Below are 17,403 nucleotides of genomic sequence, written 5' to 3'. Positions count from 1 at the left end.
TTGAAACTCATGGATGCAAAGGAAGAAAAATGAGTGCAACGCACGTGCAGGAACGAACCGAAGAAGCCCGTTACGCGGAATTGAGTGCACGCTTTGCACCGGTGTTCGGCCGGATCGCCGAAGGCACCGTGGACCGGGAAAACAACCATGTGCTGCCCTTCGAACCCGTGAAATGGCTCAAGGAAGCCGGCTTCACCACGCTGCGCGTCCCGGCCGCGCATGGCGGGGACCCGGTCAGCCATGAACATCTCTTCCGGTTGATCGTGGAACTTTCCGCCGCGGATTCCAACGTCGGCCACTTGCTCCGCTCCCACTTCGCCTTTGTCGAAACCATCGCCCTGCAACCGGAGGAATTCCAGCTCCGTTGGTTCCCGCGGGTGCTCGCCGGCGAGATCTTCGGCAACGCGGCCACCGAACGGGGCGGCAATGCGTTGGGCACCACCAACACCAAGCTTCGCGAGGAATCCGGGCAGTGGCTGCTGAACGGGGAAAAATACTACACAACCGGCTCCATCTTCGCCGACTGGGTGGTTGTCATGGCCAGCACCGAGGGCGTCGAAGGCCGGCAGTACGCCATCGTGCGCGCCGATGACGCACGGGTACGGATCCTTGACGACTGGGATGGCTTTGGCCAGCCGCTGACCGGCACCGGCACCGCAATCTTCGACGATGTTGTGGTCCCGTTCGAAGACATCATCCAGCGCAAGGTCTCCTCCACCCTCGAGCCGGCCTTCTTCCAGATGGCCCTCCTGAGCGTCCTGGCCGGGATCGGGCGTGCGGCACTGGCAGACGCCGCCGAATTGGTGCGCACCCGCACCCGAACCTTCAACACCGGATCAGGTGAACTCTTCCGGAACGACCCGCTGATCCAGGAAAAGGTCGGCCGCATCGCAGCGGCCGTCTACGCGGCGGATTCGATCGTTACTGCCGCCGCCCGCGACCTGGATGCCGCGGTGGACCAGTCCCTGGGCCTGGACCCGACCGCTGCCTTCATCCGCGCGGAAATTGCCGTGCAGCAGGCCCACGTGACGGTCCCGAAGCTGGTGCTGGATGCAACCAGCGAACTCTTCGACGTCACCGGCGCCTCGTCCGTTTCACGCGGAAAATCCCTTGACCGGCACTGGCGCAACGCCCGCACCGTCGCGACCCACAACCCGGTCGCCTTCAAGGCCCGTTCGGTGGGCGACTACTACATCAATGGCACCATTCCCACCGGATTGCACTCGATCGGTGAAGCCACGGACACGAAATCGGAGAGCAAGTAAATGGGTACTTTTGACGTTCGTCCGCGCCTGCTGCTGAGCGCATTCCTGATGAACACCTCCAGCCACATCCTGGGTGGCCAATGGCGCCACCCTAAAGCGCAGCAGCACCGCTTCAATGAGCTGCAACTGTGGGTCGACCTGGCCAAGCAGCTTGAGGACGCCAAGTTCGACAACCTGTTCTTTGCCGACGTCGTGGGGCTTTACGGCAACCACGAGGGCGGCTGGGCCTCGATGGTCCGCAAGGGCATGCAGGTTCCGTCCCACGACCCGCTCGTGCTGCTCTCGGCCCTTGCAGCAACCACCAGCGACATCGGACTGGCCATGACCAGTTCCGTGGTGCAGGCCGCTCCGTTCCAGTTTGCGCGCCAGCTCTCCACGCTGGACCACCTTTCCAACGGCCGCGTCGCATGGAACATCGTGACCAGCGTCCTGGAGAACTCGCACCGAAACTTTGGTGCGGCCGGCCTGACCGCCCACGACGACCGCTATGACTGGGCCGAGGAATACGTCGAGGCGACGTACAAGTTGTGGGAAGGTTCCTGGGAGGATGGCGCGGTTCTGGCCAACAAGGAAACCGGCGTCTTTGCCGACCCTGCCAAGGTCAACAAGATCCACCACCAGGGAAAACGGTATTCCATCGAGGGCCCGCACCTTGCCTTGCCGAGCCCGCAACGCACGCCGTTCCTGTTCCAGGCCGGATCGTCCGCCCGCGGGCGCCAGTTTGCCGCGGAACATGCGGAGGCAACTTTCCTTTTTGCTCCGCACCCGGAGTATGTGGCCAAGCAGGTGGGCAAGATCCGCGAGCTGGAGGCCGCCGCAGGACGCGCCAAGGGAGACGTCAAGGTCTTTGCAGGCCTGTCATTTGTCGTGGGAAGCACCGAGGCCGAAGCCAAGGCCAAGGAGGCCGACTACGACGAGTATCTGGACCTGGATGCGATCATCGCCCACATCGGTGGCGGGATCGGGATCGATCTGGGCGGACTGGACCTGGACACGCCCTTGGGCGACGTCCAGACGGAAGGCGCACGTGGCGTCCTCGAAGCGGCCATCGCATCGGTGCCCGGAGGGAAGCCAACCATCGGCGACCTGGCCCGCTACCGTGCCAAGGCCCAGCAGATCGTGGGAACCCCCGAGCAGATCGTTGACGAGATCGAGCGCTGGCAGGACGCCGGAATGGATGGACTCAACATCATGAACCAGGTCCTGCCGGGCTCCTACACGGACTTCATCGACGGAATCCTGCCCGAGTTGCGCGCCCGCGGGCTTGCGCAGACCGAATATGCCCCGGGGTCCCTGCGCGAAAAGGTGTTCGGACGAGGAGCCCGTCTCGAAGAGACCCACCCGGCGGCGCGCTTCCGCGGGGCCTTCACGGAGTACTCGGCGGCCAACACCGAGGAAGCGCTGGAGCGCGCACTCTAGATTGGCCGGCCACAGGTCGGCACCGACGTGTAGGGGAGTCGAAGGGTCAAATGATGCCTCGACTCCCCGGGTCGTTGCTCAGCCAACGCGGTTTTCGGGACAAGCCCCGGATTGTGGCGGTAGCGTGTGGGTATGAGCTCCGAACATGGCCAGCGGCACGTGAACGACCCGGCAGTGATTCGCCGGCTCCTGCAAACCCCTGGACGGTGGGCAGTGGTGGGACTGACCAACAATCCCGGCCGCGTGGCACCAGGGGTCTCACGGTTCCTCCAGAACCAACTGGGCATGGAGATCGTTCCGGTGTCCCTGAGTGGCGAAAGCGTCCTGGGCAACGACGGGTACAAGCTCCTGGCCGAAATCCCCGGACACATCAACGTCGTGGACTGTTTTGTGAATTCGCAAAAAGTCGGTGACATTGTCGACCAGGCCATTGCCGTCGGTGCTGACGCCGTCTGGCTGCAACTCGGTGTCATCGACGAGGCTGCAGCCAGACGGGCCAAGGACGCCGGGCTTGATGTCGTCATGGACACCTGTCCGAAAATTGAGTACCCCTACCGGTAGACGCTGAACGCCCAAAACTATTTCACCGTCCGGTATGGACGCGGTTCACGACCTGTGGCTAAACTGACCGCATTACAAGCAATACAAATTGGGTGCTGGGGCCCCAATAATTGCTGGGGGTGGTTCGAACTTGGGGTTTGAACTGAACTGACGGATCGGGTGGGACCGATTCGTAAACAGCGCTTATTGCGTGGTTGCCGTGCCCCCTTGGGGTAATTGGGGTAGCTAAAGTGTTCGGCAAAATTGGGGTTAATGCTGCACGGAATCAATTAAGAGGTCGTCGCTTTGCGCGCCGAAACTCCTTTTTGGAAGCCATTTGGAGGAACGGAATTGTCCGTTCAAGCGTGGCTGCCAGCGCGACGACAGCGCTCGTCGCGACGATGATGTTTAGCGGCGGTGGATTCAATCCCGCCGCGGCATCACCGTCGGACAACAAAGACACCGGTGTGGAGCAGGCGCTGCTGGATGCTGTTGAGGGCAGCGAAGCGAGCGCCGGATCGAACACGGCGAAGGCGAAGACCGCAACTCCGGAAGAAGTGGCCGCCGAAGCACCTCTCCAGGGCACCGAACCGTCCGAGGACGAAGAGCTTGAAGCGGCACAGGAGTCGGCGGCCCCCACGTCAGAAGCTCCGTCGACGAGCAAGTCGAATGATTCAAGGAAGCCGGCGACCCCGAGTGCCGAAGCCCCTACGAAGTCCGAAGAGAAAACCACCGGGGAACCAGCGGAAGCGTCGGCAAGTGAGCCGAATTCTGCCGTGGCCAAGGACGAGCCCGTCGTTGCGGCGGTGGCAGGCGTTTGCGACACGAACATCGGCAAGGGCAAGGTCGACTCGTTTATGCAGCGGGCCGGCGACGCCTCCTTCGCCAACGGCAACCTTTCCTCGGGCATCTACGAGGGCGGCTATGTTGACCAACGTGTGCAGATGGGCAACATGCAGCCGGGCGAGAACGAATTCGTCTTCAACTACCGGGTGCGCACTGCCGGCAAATGGGCCTATGACTTCATCGACCAGTACTCAATGACAGGCGGAACGATCACCAAGACCGAGGTGATCGAGGGATCGGGCAGTGACCGCGAGGACACCGTCAAGCTCACGTTTGATGCGACGGCCTCCTCCGTAACCCTCTACTTCAGTGTCCATGTAGCCTCCGAACTGGACCATGGGCCGGGCGCGGGAGCCTCCGCCATCAGCGGATCCTCATATCACGTGACCTTGGTGTCGTTGAATTGCGCGACCGCGGGGAACCGTGCGAACCAGGTCTCGGCGAGCGACGTCCAGGCCGGTTCCGTGACCATCATCAAGGACGCCACCCCGGCAGACGGCACCGACTTCGACTTCACACTGAGATCCGGCACGACCGAAGATTCCGTGAATTTCCAGTTGGATGACAGCGCCGGATCCAACGCCGGCGCGGACCTTGCAGACCGCCTGACCTACACGGTCGCACCGGGCGGGGTAACAGTTTCCGAGAACGCACTTCCGGCGGGATGGAACCTCACAAACCTGGCCTGTACCGGTGTCACACCGTCGATCGACACCTCGGCACGCAACGCGTCTTTCATGCTGGCCGACAACGCCCAGGTCACTTGCACCTTCACCAACGGCAAGACGACATACAAGGACCTCGAAGTCACCACGACCGCAGCGGCCACGTTCGACCGCGACTACGACTGGAGCATCGAGAAGAACCTGGCCGCTGGCCAGCCCGCCACCGTCACATCGTCCACCGGTAACGTCGCCGTCAACTACAGCGTGCTGGTCGATGCCAGCGCCCCGCAGGACAGCAACTTCGCCGTTGACGGTGTCATGACAGCGGTGAACGGAAACGACAGCGCCATCGGTGGAGTGACGCTGGCCGCCAGCATCCCCGGGGCCGTCTGTGCCATCGAAACCTCCGCGGGCACTGCAGTAACGGGCCCCGTCTCGGTCCCTGCCGGAACCACGACGTATAAATACACCTGCGAGATGCCGGCCGGAACCACCGAGGCCTCCACGGGAACCAACACCGTCACCGCGACGTGGAACGCAGCCTCCTACTACGGGACCGATGGCAGCGCCGGCGCCACCAAGGCCTTCACCTTCGCGGGCGTGCAGCCCACGGTGACAGATGAATCGGTGACCGTCACCGACAGCAAGTTCAACCTCGCCACGCTGCCCGGCGGCAACGTCGTCGTGGCCGGGCAGGCGCCAAGGACGTTTGACTACGCCATTGCCTGGCCCGGCATTGCGGGCGAATGCACGACCTATGACAACACGGCAAAATACACCGAGAGCGACGGCGGAACGGCAAGCGATACCGCCACCGTCGATGTCTGCCTCGGCGCGGACCTGGTCGTCACCAAGAACGTTGTCGCGAGCTTCAACCGCTCCTACCTGTGGGAGATCGACAAGACTCCGGTGAATGGTGCCGGCCCGTACACCACCGATGCCAACGGAGACGTCCTCGTTGACTACAAGGTAACGGTCAAGCCGAAGGACCCGGCGGACAGTGCCTGGGCCATGTCGGGAGACATGACGGTGAGGAACCCGAACAAATGGCAGGACATCACCGCCACCCTGAGCGACACCGTGGATGTCGGAGGCGGCGCCGTATGCACCGTGACCGGTGCGGCGGGGACGAATCCCGCAGGCGACGCAGATCCGAACACCGAAGGGTTCCAGGCAGTCATCCCCAGGGACTCGGTTCAGGCGTTCGCCTACAGTTGTACCTTCGAATCCCTCCCAAGCTACGAGGGCATCAACACCGCCAAGGCCACGTGGGACGCCGTGAAGGCCTCCACAGCCCAAGCGGAATCCACGGGGACCGCCGAGGTGACCATGGGCACCTGGACGCAGACGCCCCTGAACAACGTGGTGACAGTGAAGGATGACCACCACGCCTTCGATCCGGCATGGACCATCACGTGGACCGAAGGGATGGGCGCACAGACCCGCGATTACACGGCCAAGTGGACCGTTCCGGAAACCTCTGCCGGCAAATGCGTGCCGTTCACCAACACCGCAACCGCGGCCGGCGCCCATGACTTCGCCGTCTCGGACAAAGCCACCATCAAGGCGTGCCGCCCGGCCGGTCTCAGTGTCAACAAGACCGTCGATGCGGGATACGACCGCACCTACCTCTGGGACATTGCCAAGACGGCGGTCGGTCCCGACACGCTCAACACCGGGGCCGACCACACGGCCGTGGTCGACTACGACATCACCGCCACCAGCAAGGGGTACAAGGATGATGCCAAGACGCTGAACGGCGAGATCACCGTGACCAACCCGAACACGTTCGGTGGCGACGTCGAGGTCACCGTGGGGGACACCACCACGCTCGCGGACGTTGCCTGCACCGTGGATCAAACGGCCGATACCAACCCGGATGCCGACGGCGTCCAGGTCCTCGTTCCGCAGGCCACCGTGTCCGGAGAAGTTTGGGTCAATGGCAAGAAGAAGGTCGCCTACAACTGCGATGCCGGTTCAGTGACCGAGGCCAACTACACCGGCCAAAAGAACACCGCAACCATCACCTGGAACGGTGGCCAGGCCAGCAGCCAACCTGTCGACATCGCCTTCGGGCTCAAGGGAGCCACGGACGAAACGGTCGAGGTCCTCGACCAGTTGATCGATCCGGATTCAACGCCCAGGAACCTGGGCACGGTTTCGTGGTCCGACATCCCGAACGGCGACTGGGCCACCTGGTCCAAGACGTTCAAGGACGAGATCACCCATGCGGCAACGCTTGGCGAATGCACCCCATTCACCAACAAGGCCTGGGTCGAACTCGGTGGCGACGGGACGAATCCGTCTGCCGAAGCCACCGTCACGGTCTGCGACCAGGCCGGGCTGCAGGTTTCCAAGACGGCCAACGCTTCCTTCGACCGCCTGTACAAGTGGAACGCCACGAAGGACGTCGACAGGACGGAGCAGACGGTTGCACCGGAGGGGCAGGCCGTCTTCAACTACACCGTCACGGCAGTGCCAAACGGCTTTGAGGACTTTGGCGAAACCTTGGACGGCAAGATCACTTTGACGAACCCCAACCAATTCGAGGCCGGGGCGATCACCGCAACCCTCACCGACACGGTGGACATCGCCGGGTTGAGCTGTGAGATCCGGGCCACGGACATCGACCCGAACAAGGCAGGCCTCCAGGTCCGGGTGCCTGCGGGCACCGGCGGCAACCCGGGCAGCGTGGTCCTGGACTACGAATGCACCGGTGTCCCGGCAACCTACACGGGCACCAACTCCGTTGATGCCACGTGGAAGGACGCCGCCGGCACCAACCGGACCGCCACGGCCTCGGTCGAGGTCGAGTACGTGCTGGACACCGAGTACGACAAAAACGTCTTGGTCTTTGATGACAAGGTCTTCGAGACGGAATACCCGGAGCTGTTGGGCCAAGCAGCATGGAACGAGGAAAAGGACCCGACGGAGTTCACCTACGACCTGATGTACACGGGAACCCCCGGAGCATGCGCGGAGTACACGAATACGGCGATTGTCACCGAAGACGGTTGGAACCAGGCGACCCTGGATTCGGCCAGCCGGAAGGTCACTCTCTGTGTTGAGCAGGACCTGGAGGTCACCCAGGACGTCACCGCGAGCTTCGACCGCGACTACGACTGGACGATCGAGAAAGTCGCCGACAATGCCTCCTTCAATGTCGACGGCGACGGAAAGGTCACGGCGGGCTACAAGGTGGCCGCCACCAAGATCGGGCACACGGATTCGGGTTGGCAGCTCGGTGGAACCATCGCCGTGCACAACCCCAACGACTTCGGTTCCATCACGGCCAACGTCGAGGACACCCTGGACCTTGACGGCGTGCTGTGCACCATTGCGGACGGCAAGGCCGTAGAGATCGCCGCGGGCGACACGTTGGAGCTCAGCTACGGCTGTGACGTTGCGGCGGGAGTGGACGAGTCCGACTACACCGGCGCCATCACGAACACCGCAACGGCCACCTGGGGTGAAGGCCGCAGTGCCTCGAGCGGCCCGGTTGCCGCCGATTTCAAGATGGCCACGGAAACCGACACCCACATCACGGTGACCGATGACAGGTACACGGGGAACGGGCATGTTTTGGGGACGGTGACGTTGGACGAGTCGCCAAAGACCTTCAGCTACGACGTCGACTGGGAGGCTGCCGCAGGCAAGTGCACCACCTTCACCAACACCGCCGTGATCGACGGCGACGCGAACCACCCCGCGGGCAACGAATCATCCGCCGATATCGAGGTGTGCGTTGAAAAGGGCCTGACCGTGGTCAAGACCGTCGAAGCCGCATTCACCCGCGACTACGACTGGAACCTCGACAAGACGGTGGACCAGGCCAAGTTCACCGTCGATGAAAACGGCAAGGCGACCGCCAACTACAGGGTCACCGCGACGCAGGGGGGACACGAAGACCAGGACTGGACGATGTCCGGATCGATCGACGTGTTCAACCCGAACCGGCAGGGCGAGCTGAGCGTCGGCATCGCCGATGCCACCACCGTTCCCGGCGCCACCTGCACCGTGGCCGGCGGGGGCACGGACGTCGTGGTCCCGGCGGCAACCGTCGTTGACGGCATCGTGACCAGCGGCAAGGCCACGGTCGGCTACGACTGCGTGCTGGCCGAGCCGCTCACCGAGGACGACTACGAAGGCCACACCAACACCGCCCTCGTCACCTGGAGTGGCGCGGACGGCAAGGACCGCAGCGCCGAGTTCGTCGCCGACGTCCTGTTCACCCGGGACCGGGCCAAGGACATCGACGGGGAAGTGACGGTGCTCGACGACAAGACGGCACCCGGCTCGGTCCACGAGCTGGGAACGGCAACCGCGGGCCAGCCGCCGCAGGAATTCACCTACCAGGTGGAGCTGGCGGGTCGGGCGGGCACCTGCACCACATACACCAACAGCGCGGTCCTGGGGGAAACCACGGGGACCGACGAGGCCGACAACACCGCCACGGCGGACGTGGAAGTGTGCGCCAAGGCGGGACTGGAGGTTTCCGACCCCGCCGAAGCCACCTTCGACCGCGAATACCTGTGGAAGCTGGACAAGGACGTTGACCGCGCCGGGGCCGACATCGGCCTGGACTCAACGGCGACGTTCGACTACACGGTCACCGCGACGCCCAACGGCTACGTGGATTCAAACCACCAGGTGGCCGGCACGATCACGCTGGGCAACCCCAACCGGTTTGCCGGCGGCGACATCACCGCCACGCTCACCGGCGGGGTCGACATTGCCGGCGTCACGTGCGCCATCGATGCCACAGACGCCGACCCGGACAGCGACGGGTTCCAGGTCCTGGTGCCCGCCGGCGCCAACGGCACGGCCAACACCGTGACCCTTGCATACACCTGCACCGGGACCCCGGAAAACGGGGACCATGCGGGCGAGCACACCGTCACCGCCACCTGGGCAACCGTCCAGGGCGGGGACGCCTCCGCCACGGCCTCGGCCGAGGTGCTCTACGAGCAGGTGGGTTCCGCGAATGCCGACCTTGAGGTCTTCGACGACAAGGCCGCAACGGTTCCGCAGCCCGTGAAGCTGGGCACCGCCGACTGGAACGCCGATTCGGTGCCCACCGAGTTCACCTACCAGGTGATCTACCGGAACCCGAACCCGGATGCCCTGGACGGCACCTGCACCACACATGAGAACACGGCAACCAGCGTTGCGACCGACGATGCAAGTGCATCGGTCGAGGTCTGTGTGAGGGTCGGCGCCCCGACGGTCGCCAAGACCGTCACCGGCACCCGGCAGAATGCGGACGGCAGCTGGGAGATCACCTACAAGCTGGAGGTAACCAACGACGACGCATTCCAGGGCCGCTACTCGTTGAGCGACACCTTGTCCTTCGGCGGCGGCATCGAGGTCGCCGACGCCTCGTGGACCGGCCCGGAGGCCGGTGACGGCGATGCATGGGACCTGGAGACAACGAACCACACCGAGGTCCTGGCCACCAACGCGCCGATCGACGCGAAGGAGACCCACACCTACCTGGTCAGCGCCACCGCAAACGTGGCCACCGGGGTCATCGGGTCCGCGGCAGGGGACTGCGAGCTCGCCGAGGGCGAGGACGGCACCGGGTTCCTGAACACGGCGACCCTCACCGCCAACGGCCGGGACAGCGAGGTCGCGGCCTGTGCCGCACCGGTCGCCCCGACGTTCGACAAGCAGGCCGTTGACCTCATCCAGCATGAGGACGCAGACGGGAACTGGGACGGCACCTGGGACGCGAGCTACAAGCTCACCGTCAGCAATCCGGGCACGCACGGGCAGGACGTTTTCTATACGCTCTCCGACACTCCGGCCTTCGCGGACGGCGTGCTCGTCAACGAGCGCACGGCCGGCTCCGCGGACGTGGCGGTCAATGCGGGCTGGAGCGGCGCGGACCCCGCAGATGACGTGGTGGTCGCCGGCCAGGTGCTGGAGGCCGGCGAAGTCCACACCTTCACGGTGGTGCTCAATCTCCGCCTCGCCTCCGCCATCACCGACGCGGACCGCACCTGCGGCGAGGACGGGCACGGCCTGTTGAACGCCGGCGAAGTGGGTTCCGGCAACGAATCCGCCACCGGGCAGGCATGCCTGGAGATCCCGGCACCGGGCAGCAACGTCGTCAAGACCGCCGAAAGCGCCGTGGAGAACGCGGACGGCAGCTGGGACGTGAACTACACGGTCGTCGTGAACAACACCTCGGACGTGGCAACCCGCTACGACCTCACCGACACGCTGCGCTTCGGCGAGGGGCTCACCGCCACCGGCGCCGATTGGAGCATGGACGGCACGGATGAGAGGGGCAGCTGGGCGGACCCCGGCAGCGAACCGGGCACGGTGCTCGCCGCGGACCGCACCCTGGAGGCCCGCGACTCCCACACCTACCGGGTGCATGTTCTCGCGACCCTGCGGGACGGCGTGATCGGATCGGCCGCGGACAGCTGCCCGTCCGCGGAGGGGAACGCCGACGGCGGCTTCCTGAACGAGGCCACGCTGAGCGCCAACGGCAAGACCAGCCATTCCCGGGACTGCGTGGAACCGGTGAAGAACCCGCGCAGCTACTCGCTGGTGAAGACCGCCGATCCGGCCAGCGGCGCCGTGGTCTGGCCCGGTGACACCATCACCTACACCCTCACGGTGCGCAACACCGGCGAGTTCGTGTACACCGGGGCTGTGGTCACCGACCAGATGGCCGGCTGGCAGCAGGCGGCAACCCTGAACGAAGGCAGCCTGAAGGCCAGTGGCGGCGAGTTCGCCCTCGAGGGCAGCCGGCTTCTCTGGACCGTCGGGGACCTGGCCGTCGGGGAGGCCAAGACGCTTTCCTACTCCGTCACCGTGAACGACGGGGCCTGGGACGCGGTCCTGGTGAACGTGGCCACCGGCAGCGGGGACGTCCCGGAATCGAAGACCACGCACCGGACTCCGGTACTGGTCAAGCAGTCCAACCCCTCGCCACGGAACCCGGTGCAGGTCATCCAGACCCCCGTCCCGGTCCGGCCTGCAGCCGTGCTGCCACCGCGCAGGCCGGTGGCGACGCTGGCCGACACCGGCGCCCCCGACTCCACCCTGTGGGTCCTGGGATCCGGGGCCCTGCTCATGCTCCTCGGCGCGGCATTCGTGGCAGTGGCGCGCCGCCGCAAGGGCGAGGGGAACTAACCACAGGAAACAATGACGTTCGCGGTCGGCCGCTCGCTACTTGGGGGAGAGTGGCCGGCCGCGAACCCCCATGGACCGGCCGGTCTTGCCATACCCCCCAGCGGGCGGGACCGGCCATTTTTTCTGCCCGCCGGGCTTAGGATGGGCAGCGTGGAATACGAATCATGGCGCTCGATGCTGCTCTCGATGCCCGGTGCCTTCGAGGACTTCCCCTTCGGCGAGGACGCAGCGGTGTTCAAGGTCGCGGGCAGGGACCGCAACCGTGCCAAGATGTTCGGGCTGCTGATGCACCGGGGCGGGACGATCAACCTGAACCTCAAGTGCGATCCGGCGCTCGCCGAGCAGTTGCGCGCAGCCAACGCGCAGATCACCCCTGGTTACCACATGAATAAAAAGCACTGGAACACCGTGGTGCCGGGTCTGGATGCCGAAACCATGCTGGCGATGATCGAGGATTCCTACGACCTGGTCGTCGCCTCGCTGCCGCGCGGGGAACGTGAGGTTCTCAACTGGAAGGGCCTGGTCGGTCGCGGCTAATCCGGCGGTTGGGTAGGCTCGGAAGCATGTACTTCATCGTCGTAAAATTCCAGACCAAGCCCGACTACACCGACCAATTCATGGATTTGGTGACCCCGTTCACCGAAGCCACCCGCAAGGAGCCCGGGAACCTCTGGTTCGACTGGTCCCGCAGCGTCGAGGATGCCAGCGAGTTCGTCCTCGTCGAGGCGTTCCTGGACGATGAGGCGGCCGGCACCCACGTGAACTCCGCGCACTTCAAGGCCGGACTCGAAGCCATGCGCCCTGCCCTGGTCGCCACCCCGAAGATCGTCTCGCGCAAGGTCGAGGGCGACTCCTGGGGCGAAATGGGCGAATTGCAGATCGGCTAGCTCCCGCCTTGTTCGAACCACTGAGGCGCAAGCTGCAGCAGACCTTCTCCGCCCAGGAACACTACGATCCGGTGTGGGAACGCGAACTGGACCGCGGGGACGATGCGGGATACTTCCCGCACGACTCCGCGGTCTGGGTGGTGCACGGCGGGATGAGCCCGATCGCCGCCGGAATCCGGGCGCTGCTCACCCAGGCCCTCCACCCGGGGGCGCTGGCAGGGGTGGCCGAACACTCGAACTACCAAAGCGATCCGCTGGCCCGGCTTGCCGGCACCATCCGGTGGATCTTCACCCTCACCTATGGCGACACCGTTGCGGCCGATGCCGCCTGCGCCTGGGTGGCCCGCCGTCACGAACCCGTCACCGGCAGGTACACCGCCGGCACCGGGGAGGAACGCGAGTACGCGGCCAACGACCCCAGCCTCGCGGCCTGGGTGCATCTGGCCTTCGCCGACGCCTTCCTGCGCAGCCACGAGATCTTTTCCGGCCCCGTTCCGCAGGGCGCCGACGCCTATGTGCGCGAGTGGGCCAAGGCAGGTGAACTCATGGGCGTGGCCAACCCGCCGCGCAGCGAAGCCGAACTGCGCGAGGCGATTGCCGGATACGAGGACCGCGGCGAACTGGCCGGCGGGCCCAGGGTCGAGCAGGTCGTCTCCTTCCTGAAGAGCCCGCCGCTGGATCCCGCCGTGCTGCCCGGCTACAAGTTGCTCTTCGCCGCGGTGGTTGCCACCCTGCCCGAAAACCACCTGCGGATGCTGGGGCTCCGGCGGCCGTCCGTGGGACCGGTGCAACTGCCGGCCCGCCTCGGCGGAAAGGCGGCGCTCGGGATGGCGGGCCTGGCGCTGGCCAAGCATGGCCCTGCGGAACTGGCGGCACGCCGCAGGCTTTTCCGCCTCGGCGTTCTCAATGACCTGAGCTATCCGGATCCCGGCATCACCGACTCCGTCCCGGCACCCGCCGGCTACCGGACGCTTCAAGTGCGCGAGCGCGTGGGGCAGGGCGCGGCGGCCTTCGATGCGCTGGCCGCGGGGATCATGTCCTGGAAGCTGCACGAGGGCGCGGGGCTGCGCGTGCGCGCCGACACCCCGTCCGTCCAGCCGGCCAGCCGCGTCCGGCTCGGCGCCGGCTTCGGGCCGGTGCGCATCGAGGCTCCCTGCCGCGTCGTGCGGCTGATCGAGTCCGAGACCCGGCGCGGATTCGCCTACGGCACCCTGGCCGGGCACCCGGAGACGGGCGAGGAGTCCTTCGCCGCGGTGCTGGAGCCCGACGGCGCGGTGTGCCTGGAGCTCAAGGCAGTCTCGCGGCCCTCGCCGGGGATCTACCGCCTGGGATCCCCGGTGACGGCGGCCGCCCAGTCGATGGTCACGGACCGCTACGTGGCGGCGGCCCGGAGGCTCGCCGGCGGCAACTGAGCAAGCCGGCCCGGACGCGTCTGGCGGATCAACTTTCGTAGACTGGAAGCCACACACACGAACAGCTGGAGGTTGGGATGTCGGAAACGACGGTGGACGGGCTGCTGGCCGAGCTGGCGGCGCTCGAGGACCCGAAGATGCGCGCGGTGAACGAGAAGCGCGGCGACGACCACGGGGTGAACCTGTCCAAGCTGCGGGCCGTGGCCAAGCGGCTGAAAACCCAGCAGGAGCTGGCCGTGGAACTCTGGGCAACCGATGAGACGGCGGCGCGGCTGCTGGCGCTGCTCATCTGCCGGCCCAGGGCCTTCGGCCGCGAGACGCTGGACACCATGCTGCGCGAGGCAGGCGCCCCGAAGGTCCACGACTGGCTCGTGAACTACGTGGTGAAGAAGAGCCCCCACGCCGAGGAGCTGCGCACGGCCTGGATGGCCGACGCCGATCCCGTGGTGGCAAGCGCCGGCTGGGCGCTGACCAGCGAGCGGATCGCGAAGAAGCCCGGGGGCCTTGACCTGCCGGGGCTGCTGGATGTCATCGAGGCGCAGATGAAGGACGCCCCGGAACGGCTGCAGTGGGCCATGAACCAGGCCCTGGCCACGATCGGGATCGAGCATCCCGCGCTCCGTGCCCGGGCGCTTCAGATCGGCGAACGCCTCGAGGTGCTCAAGGACTACCCGACGCCGCCGAACTGCACCTCGCCCTTCGCGCCGGCCTGGATCAACGAGATGGTTCGCCGCAAGGAAGGCTGAGCGCGCGCAAAACATGGGGCAGTGGCCCCATGCGCCGCGGACGCGGGGTTCATAGGCTGTGGAAAGCAGACCAAGGAGACCGCCGTGAAAGACAAAACACCGCAGCACTACGCGCACCTCGCCGAAACCCACGCGACGCTGCCGCCGGGTGATGCCGAACGCCTGGCGGGTTATGCGCTCATGGGCCTGCCCTTCAGCAGCGGGCACTATCTGGCCTACCGGCGCTTCCCGCACAGTTCGTTCGGGCCCGGCTACCGGTCGGTGTGGCTGCGCCGGCCGGGCGGGACGTGGAGCATTTACGCCGACGTCTCGCCGGAGACCAGTTGCGCTCGATTCTTTGGGGCGGCCGTGGACGAGGCGGTGCTCGCACCGGTATCCGCCCGCTGGACGGGGCCCGCAAGCCTGGAGGTTTCGGTTCCCGGGGTGCTGGACTGGCAGCTGGAGCTGGCCTCCACCCCGGCCACGAAGCTGCTCGGGGCGGTGGCCGGTGCCATGCCCGACGCGCTGTGGCGCAGCGATGGACTGCTCGGTGCCATGGGCAGGGCCATGGGACCGGTGTTGCGCGCCGGGAGGCTAGGACTGGCCGGGAGAGTGCCCAACGGGCAGTCCTTCCGTGCACGCCCGATGCGGGTGTGGATGGTCCGCGCGTCGGTCGCCACCATTGACGGGGTAGACGCCGGGGTCCCGCGGCCGCTCCCGGTCCAGGAGCATCTCGCCGACGCCTGGCTGCCGCAGCGCGGCGTGTTCGTGGCCGACACCAGTCTCGTCTTCCCCTCTACGGCACCGGTGCGGGTTGCGGCCGTAGAATGAAGGCGTGGCGGATCAGGGCGCGCGCGGCTTCGACCGGATTCCCGCGGGCCCGGGGTCCGCGGGTTCGGGCCCGCGGGCCGGGGCAGGAGCCCCGCGCCGCAGCGAACTGCTCGCCGCACTCTCACTGGCCATCGACCTGGGGCTCGGCCAGCCCATGGAACACATGATGCGCGCGACGCTGCTGGGCTTGCGGATCGCGGAACTGCTCGGCGTCGACAAGAGCACGCGCGAGCGCATCTACCACGCGAACCTTTTGGCCTGGATCGGCTGCCACGCGGATTCCTTCGAACTTGCCGCGCTCTTCGAGGACGACATCGCCTTCCGTTCCGACTACTACCTCATCGATGCACACGGCCTGCCCATGCTCTCGCTGATGCTGCGCCACACCGGTTCCCGACATGCCGGCGCGCAGCGGGCATTGGATCGTGCGCGGTTCGCGATCGGGGCGAAGACCGCGGTCAGGGACCTCATTGCCTCGCACTGCACCTCGGCCGGCCAGCTGGCGGCGCGGGTGGGGCTGGACGGGAACCTGCCCTCGATCCTCGCGCACACCTTTGAGCGCTGGGACGGCCTGGGCCTTCCCGCGGGGAGATCCGGGGCGCAGATCCCGCTGGAGATGCGCATCGCGCAGCTCGCCGACGCGGCCGAGGTCTTCCTGCGCACCGGCGGCATCGACGCGGCGGTGGCCATGGTTGCCGCCCGCCGCGGCACCCAATTCGACCCGGAGATCGCCGATCTCTTTTGCGCACGGGCCCCGGAACTGTCCCGGGGCCTGATGCTCTCCGATCCCTGGCCCGCCGTGCTGGCCTCCGCCCCGGCCGATGCGCCGCTGGATGTCGCCGGGCTCGATTCAGTGCTGGAGGCCATGGGAGATTTTGCCGACCTGAAATCCCCGTGGACGACGGGGCACTCGCGGGCGGTGGCCACGCTCGCCGCCGGGGCCGCCGGCCGCCTTGGCCTGGGCCCGGCGGAGACCGTGGTGCTGCGCCGAGCCGGCTGGGTCCACGACCTGGGCCGGATGGGGGTGTCCAACGCGGTGTGGGACAAGCCGGGTCCGCTCTCGGCGGTGGACCTGGAGCACCTGGCCATGTACCCGTTCCTCACCGAACGGATCCTGGCGCGGGTGCCCGGCATGCGCCGGGTGGCAGAGGTTGCCGGCGCCCACCGGGAACGGCTCGACGGCTCGGGCTACCCGCAGGGGAGGACCGGGGCGGAGCTGGATCCGGCCCAGCGCCTGCTCGCCGCCGCCGAGGCCCATCAGACCTACCTCGAGCCGCGGCCGCACCGGGAGGCGTTGGGCCCGCGGGCGGCAGGTGAGCGGCTCCGCTCCGAGGCCGCGGCAGGCAGGCTCGATGCGTCGGCCGTTGATGCGGTGCTCGCCGCCGCCGGCACGCCATTGGCACGCCGGCGGCGCTCCGCCGGCCCGGAGGGTCTGACCGGTCGGGAAATCGAGGTGTTGCGCCTGCTCTGCCGCGGCATGGACAACCGGCAGATTGCCGCGGCGCTGGTCATCGCCCCGAAGACCGCGCGCAACCATGTTGAACACATCTACCTGAAGATCGGGGCATCAAATCGCGTGTCGGCCACGCTCTTCGCGCTCGAGCACGGGTTGTGGGACCGCGGACAAGGCAAGGCCCCGCGGTGAAACCACCGCGGGGCCGTCATCC

General features: G+C 66.4%; 10 protein-coding genes. All 10 read left to right on the top strand.

Going from position 1 to position 17,403, the window contains the following annotated elements:
• The first annotated feature begins 29 nt into the window (after positions 1-29).
• The 10 genes from KRR55_RS09505 (at position 30) to KRR55_RS09460 (ending at position 17,381) form a co-directional block, all read left to right on the top strand.
• Positions 30-1,265: an acyl-CoA dehydrogenase family protein gene (locus tag KRR55_RS09505; RefSeq protein WP_217388846.1), complete on the top strand. Its 1,236-nt coding sequence runs from the start codon at positions 30-32 to the stop codon at positions 1,263-1,265.
• The gene (locus KRR55_RS09500) at positions 1,266-2,684 is read left to right on the top strand and encodes an NtaA/DmoA family FMN-dependent monooxygenase (protein WP_217388845.1); all 1,419 of its coding nucleotides are present in this window, start codon (positions 1,266-1,268) and stop codon (positions 2,682-2,684) included.
• Between the two features lie 132 nt (positions 2,685-2,816).
• Positions 2,817-3,245, top strand: a complete 429-nt coding sequence (locus KRR55_RS09495; protein ID WP_217388844.1) for a CoA-binding protein — start codon at positions 2,817-2,819, stop codon at positions 3,243-3,245.
• 344 nt (positions 3,246-3,589) lie between these two features.
• Positions 3,590-11,881 carry a DUF7927 domain-containing protein gene (locus tag KRR55_RS09490; protein WP_217388843.1) on the top strand — a complete coding sequence of 2,764 codons (8,292 nt, stop codon included), beginning with the start codon at positions 3,590-3,592 and terminating at the stop codon, positions 11,879-11,881.
• Positions 11,882-12,022: 141 nt separating this feature from the next.
• A complete protein-coding gene (locus KRR55_RS09485; protein WP_217388842.1) occupies positions 12,023-12,418 on the top strand; it encodes an MmcQ/YjbR family DNA-binding protein in 396 nt (131 codons plus the stop codon).
• Positions 12,419-12,444: 26 nt separating this feature from the next.
• Positions 12,445-12,768, top strand: coding sequence for a putative quinol monooxygenase (locus tag KRR55_RS09480; protein ID WP_217388841.1), 324 nt, complete (start codon positions 12,445-12,447; stop codon positions 12,766-12,768).
• Positions 12,769-12,776: 8 nt separating this feature from the next.
• Positions 12,777-14,180, top strand: coding sequence for a DUF1990 family protein (locus KRR55_RS09475; RefSeq protein WP_217388840.1), 1,404 nt, complete (start codon positions 12,777-12,779; stop codon positions 14,178-14,180).
• Positions 14,181-14,257: 77 nt separating this feature from the next.
• Positions 14,258-14,926: a DNA alkylation repair protein gene (locus KRR55_RS09470; protein ID WP_217388839.1), complete on the top strand. Its 669-nt coding sequence runs from the start codon at positions 14,258-14,260 to the stop codon at positions 14,924-14,926.
• A gap of 84 nt (positions 14,927-15,010) precedes the next feature.
• Positions 15,011-15,736 carry a hypothetical protein gene (locus tag KRR55_RS09465; RefSeq protein ID WP_336245082.1) on the top strand — a complete coding sequence of 242 codons (726 nt, stop codon included), beginning with the start codon at positions 15,011-15,013 and terminating at the stop codon, positions 15,734-15,736.
• 4 nt (positions 15,737-15,740) lie between these two features.
• Positions 15,741-17,381: an HD domain-containing phosphohydrolase gene (locus KRR55_RS09460; protein ID WP_336245081.1), complete on the top strand. Its 1,641-nt coding sequence runs from the start codon at positions 15,741-15,743 to the stop codon at positions 17,379-17,381.
• The last annotated feature ends 22 nt before the right edge of the window (positions 17,382-17,403 follow it).

It is taken from the genome of Paeniglutamicibacter quisquiliarum, assembly GCF_019084045.1.
Lineage (GTDB): Bacteria > Actinomycetota > Actinomycetes > Actinomycetales > Micrococcaceae > Paeniglutamicibacter > Paeniglutamicibacter quisquiliarum.
Note: the sequence above shows the minus strand (reverse complement) of the source record. Positions and strands in the feature narration are given on the sequence as shown.

Excerpts from the sequence above, each read along its gene's own strand:
- KRR55_RS09505 (WP_217388846.1), top strand. The coding sequence starts at position 30 with ATGAGTGCAACGCACGTGCAGGAACGAACCGAAGAAGCCCGTTACGCG.
- KRR55_RS09500 (WP_217388845.1), top strand. The coding sequence starts at position 1,266 with ATGGGTACTTTTGACGTTCGTCCGCGCCTGCTGCTGAGCGCATTCCTG.
- KRR55_RS09495 (WP_217388844.1), top strand. The coding sequence starts at position 2,817 with ATGAGCTCCGAACATGGCCAGCGGCACGTGAACGACCCGGCAGTGATT.
- KRR55_RS09485 (WP_217388842.1), top strand. The coding sequence starts at position 12,023 with ATGGGCAGCGTGGAATACGAATCATGGCGCTCGATGCTGCTCTCGATG.
- KRR55_RS09480 (WP_217388841.1), top strand. The coding sequence starts at position 12,445 with ATGTACTTCATCGTCGTAAAATTCCAGACCAAGCCCGACTACACCGAC.
- KRR55_RS09470 (WP_217388839.1), top strand. The coding sequence starts at position 14,258 with ATGTCGGAAACGACGGTGGACGGGCTGCTGGCCGAGCTGGCGGCGCTC.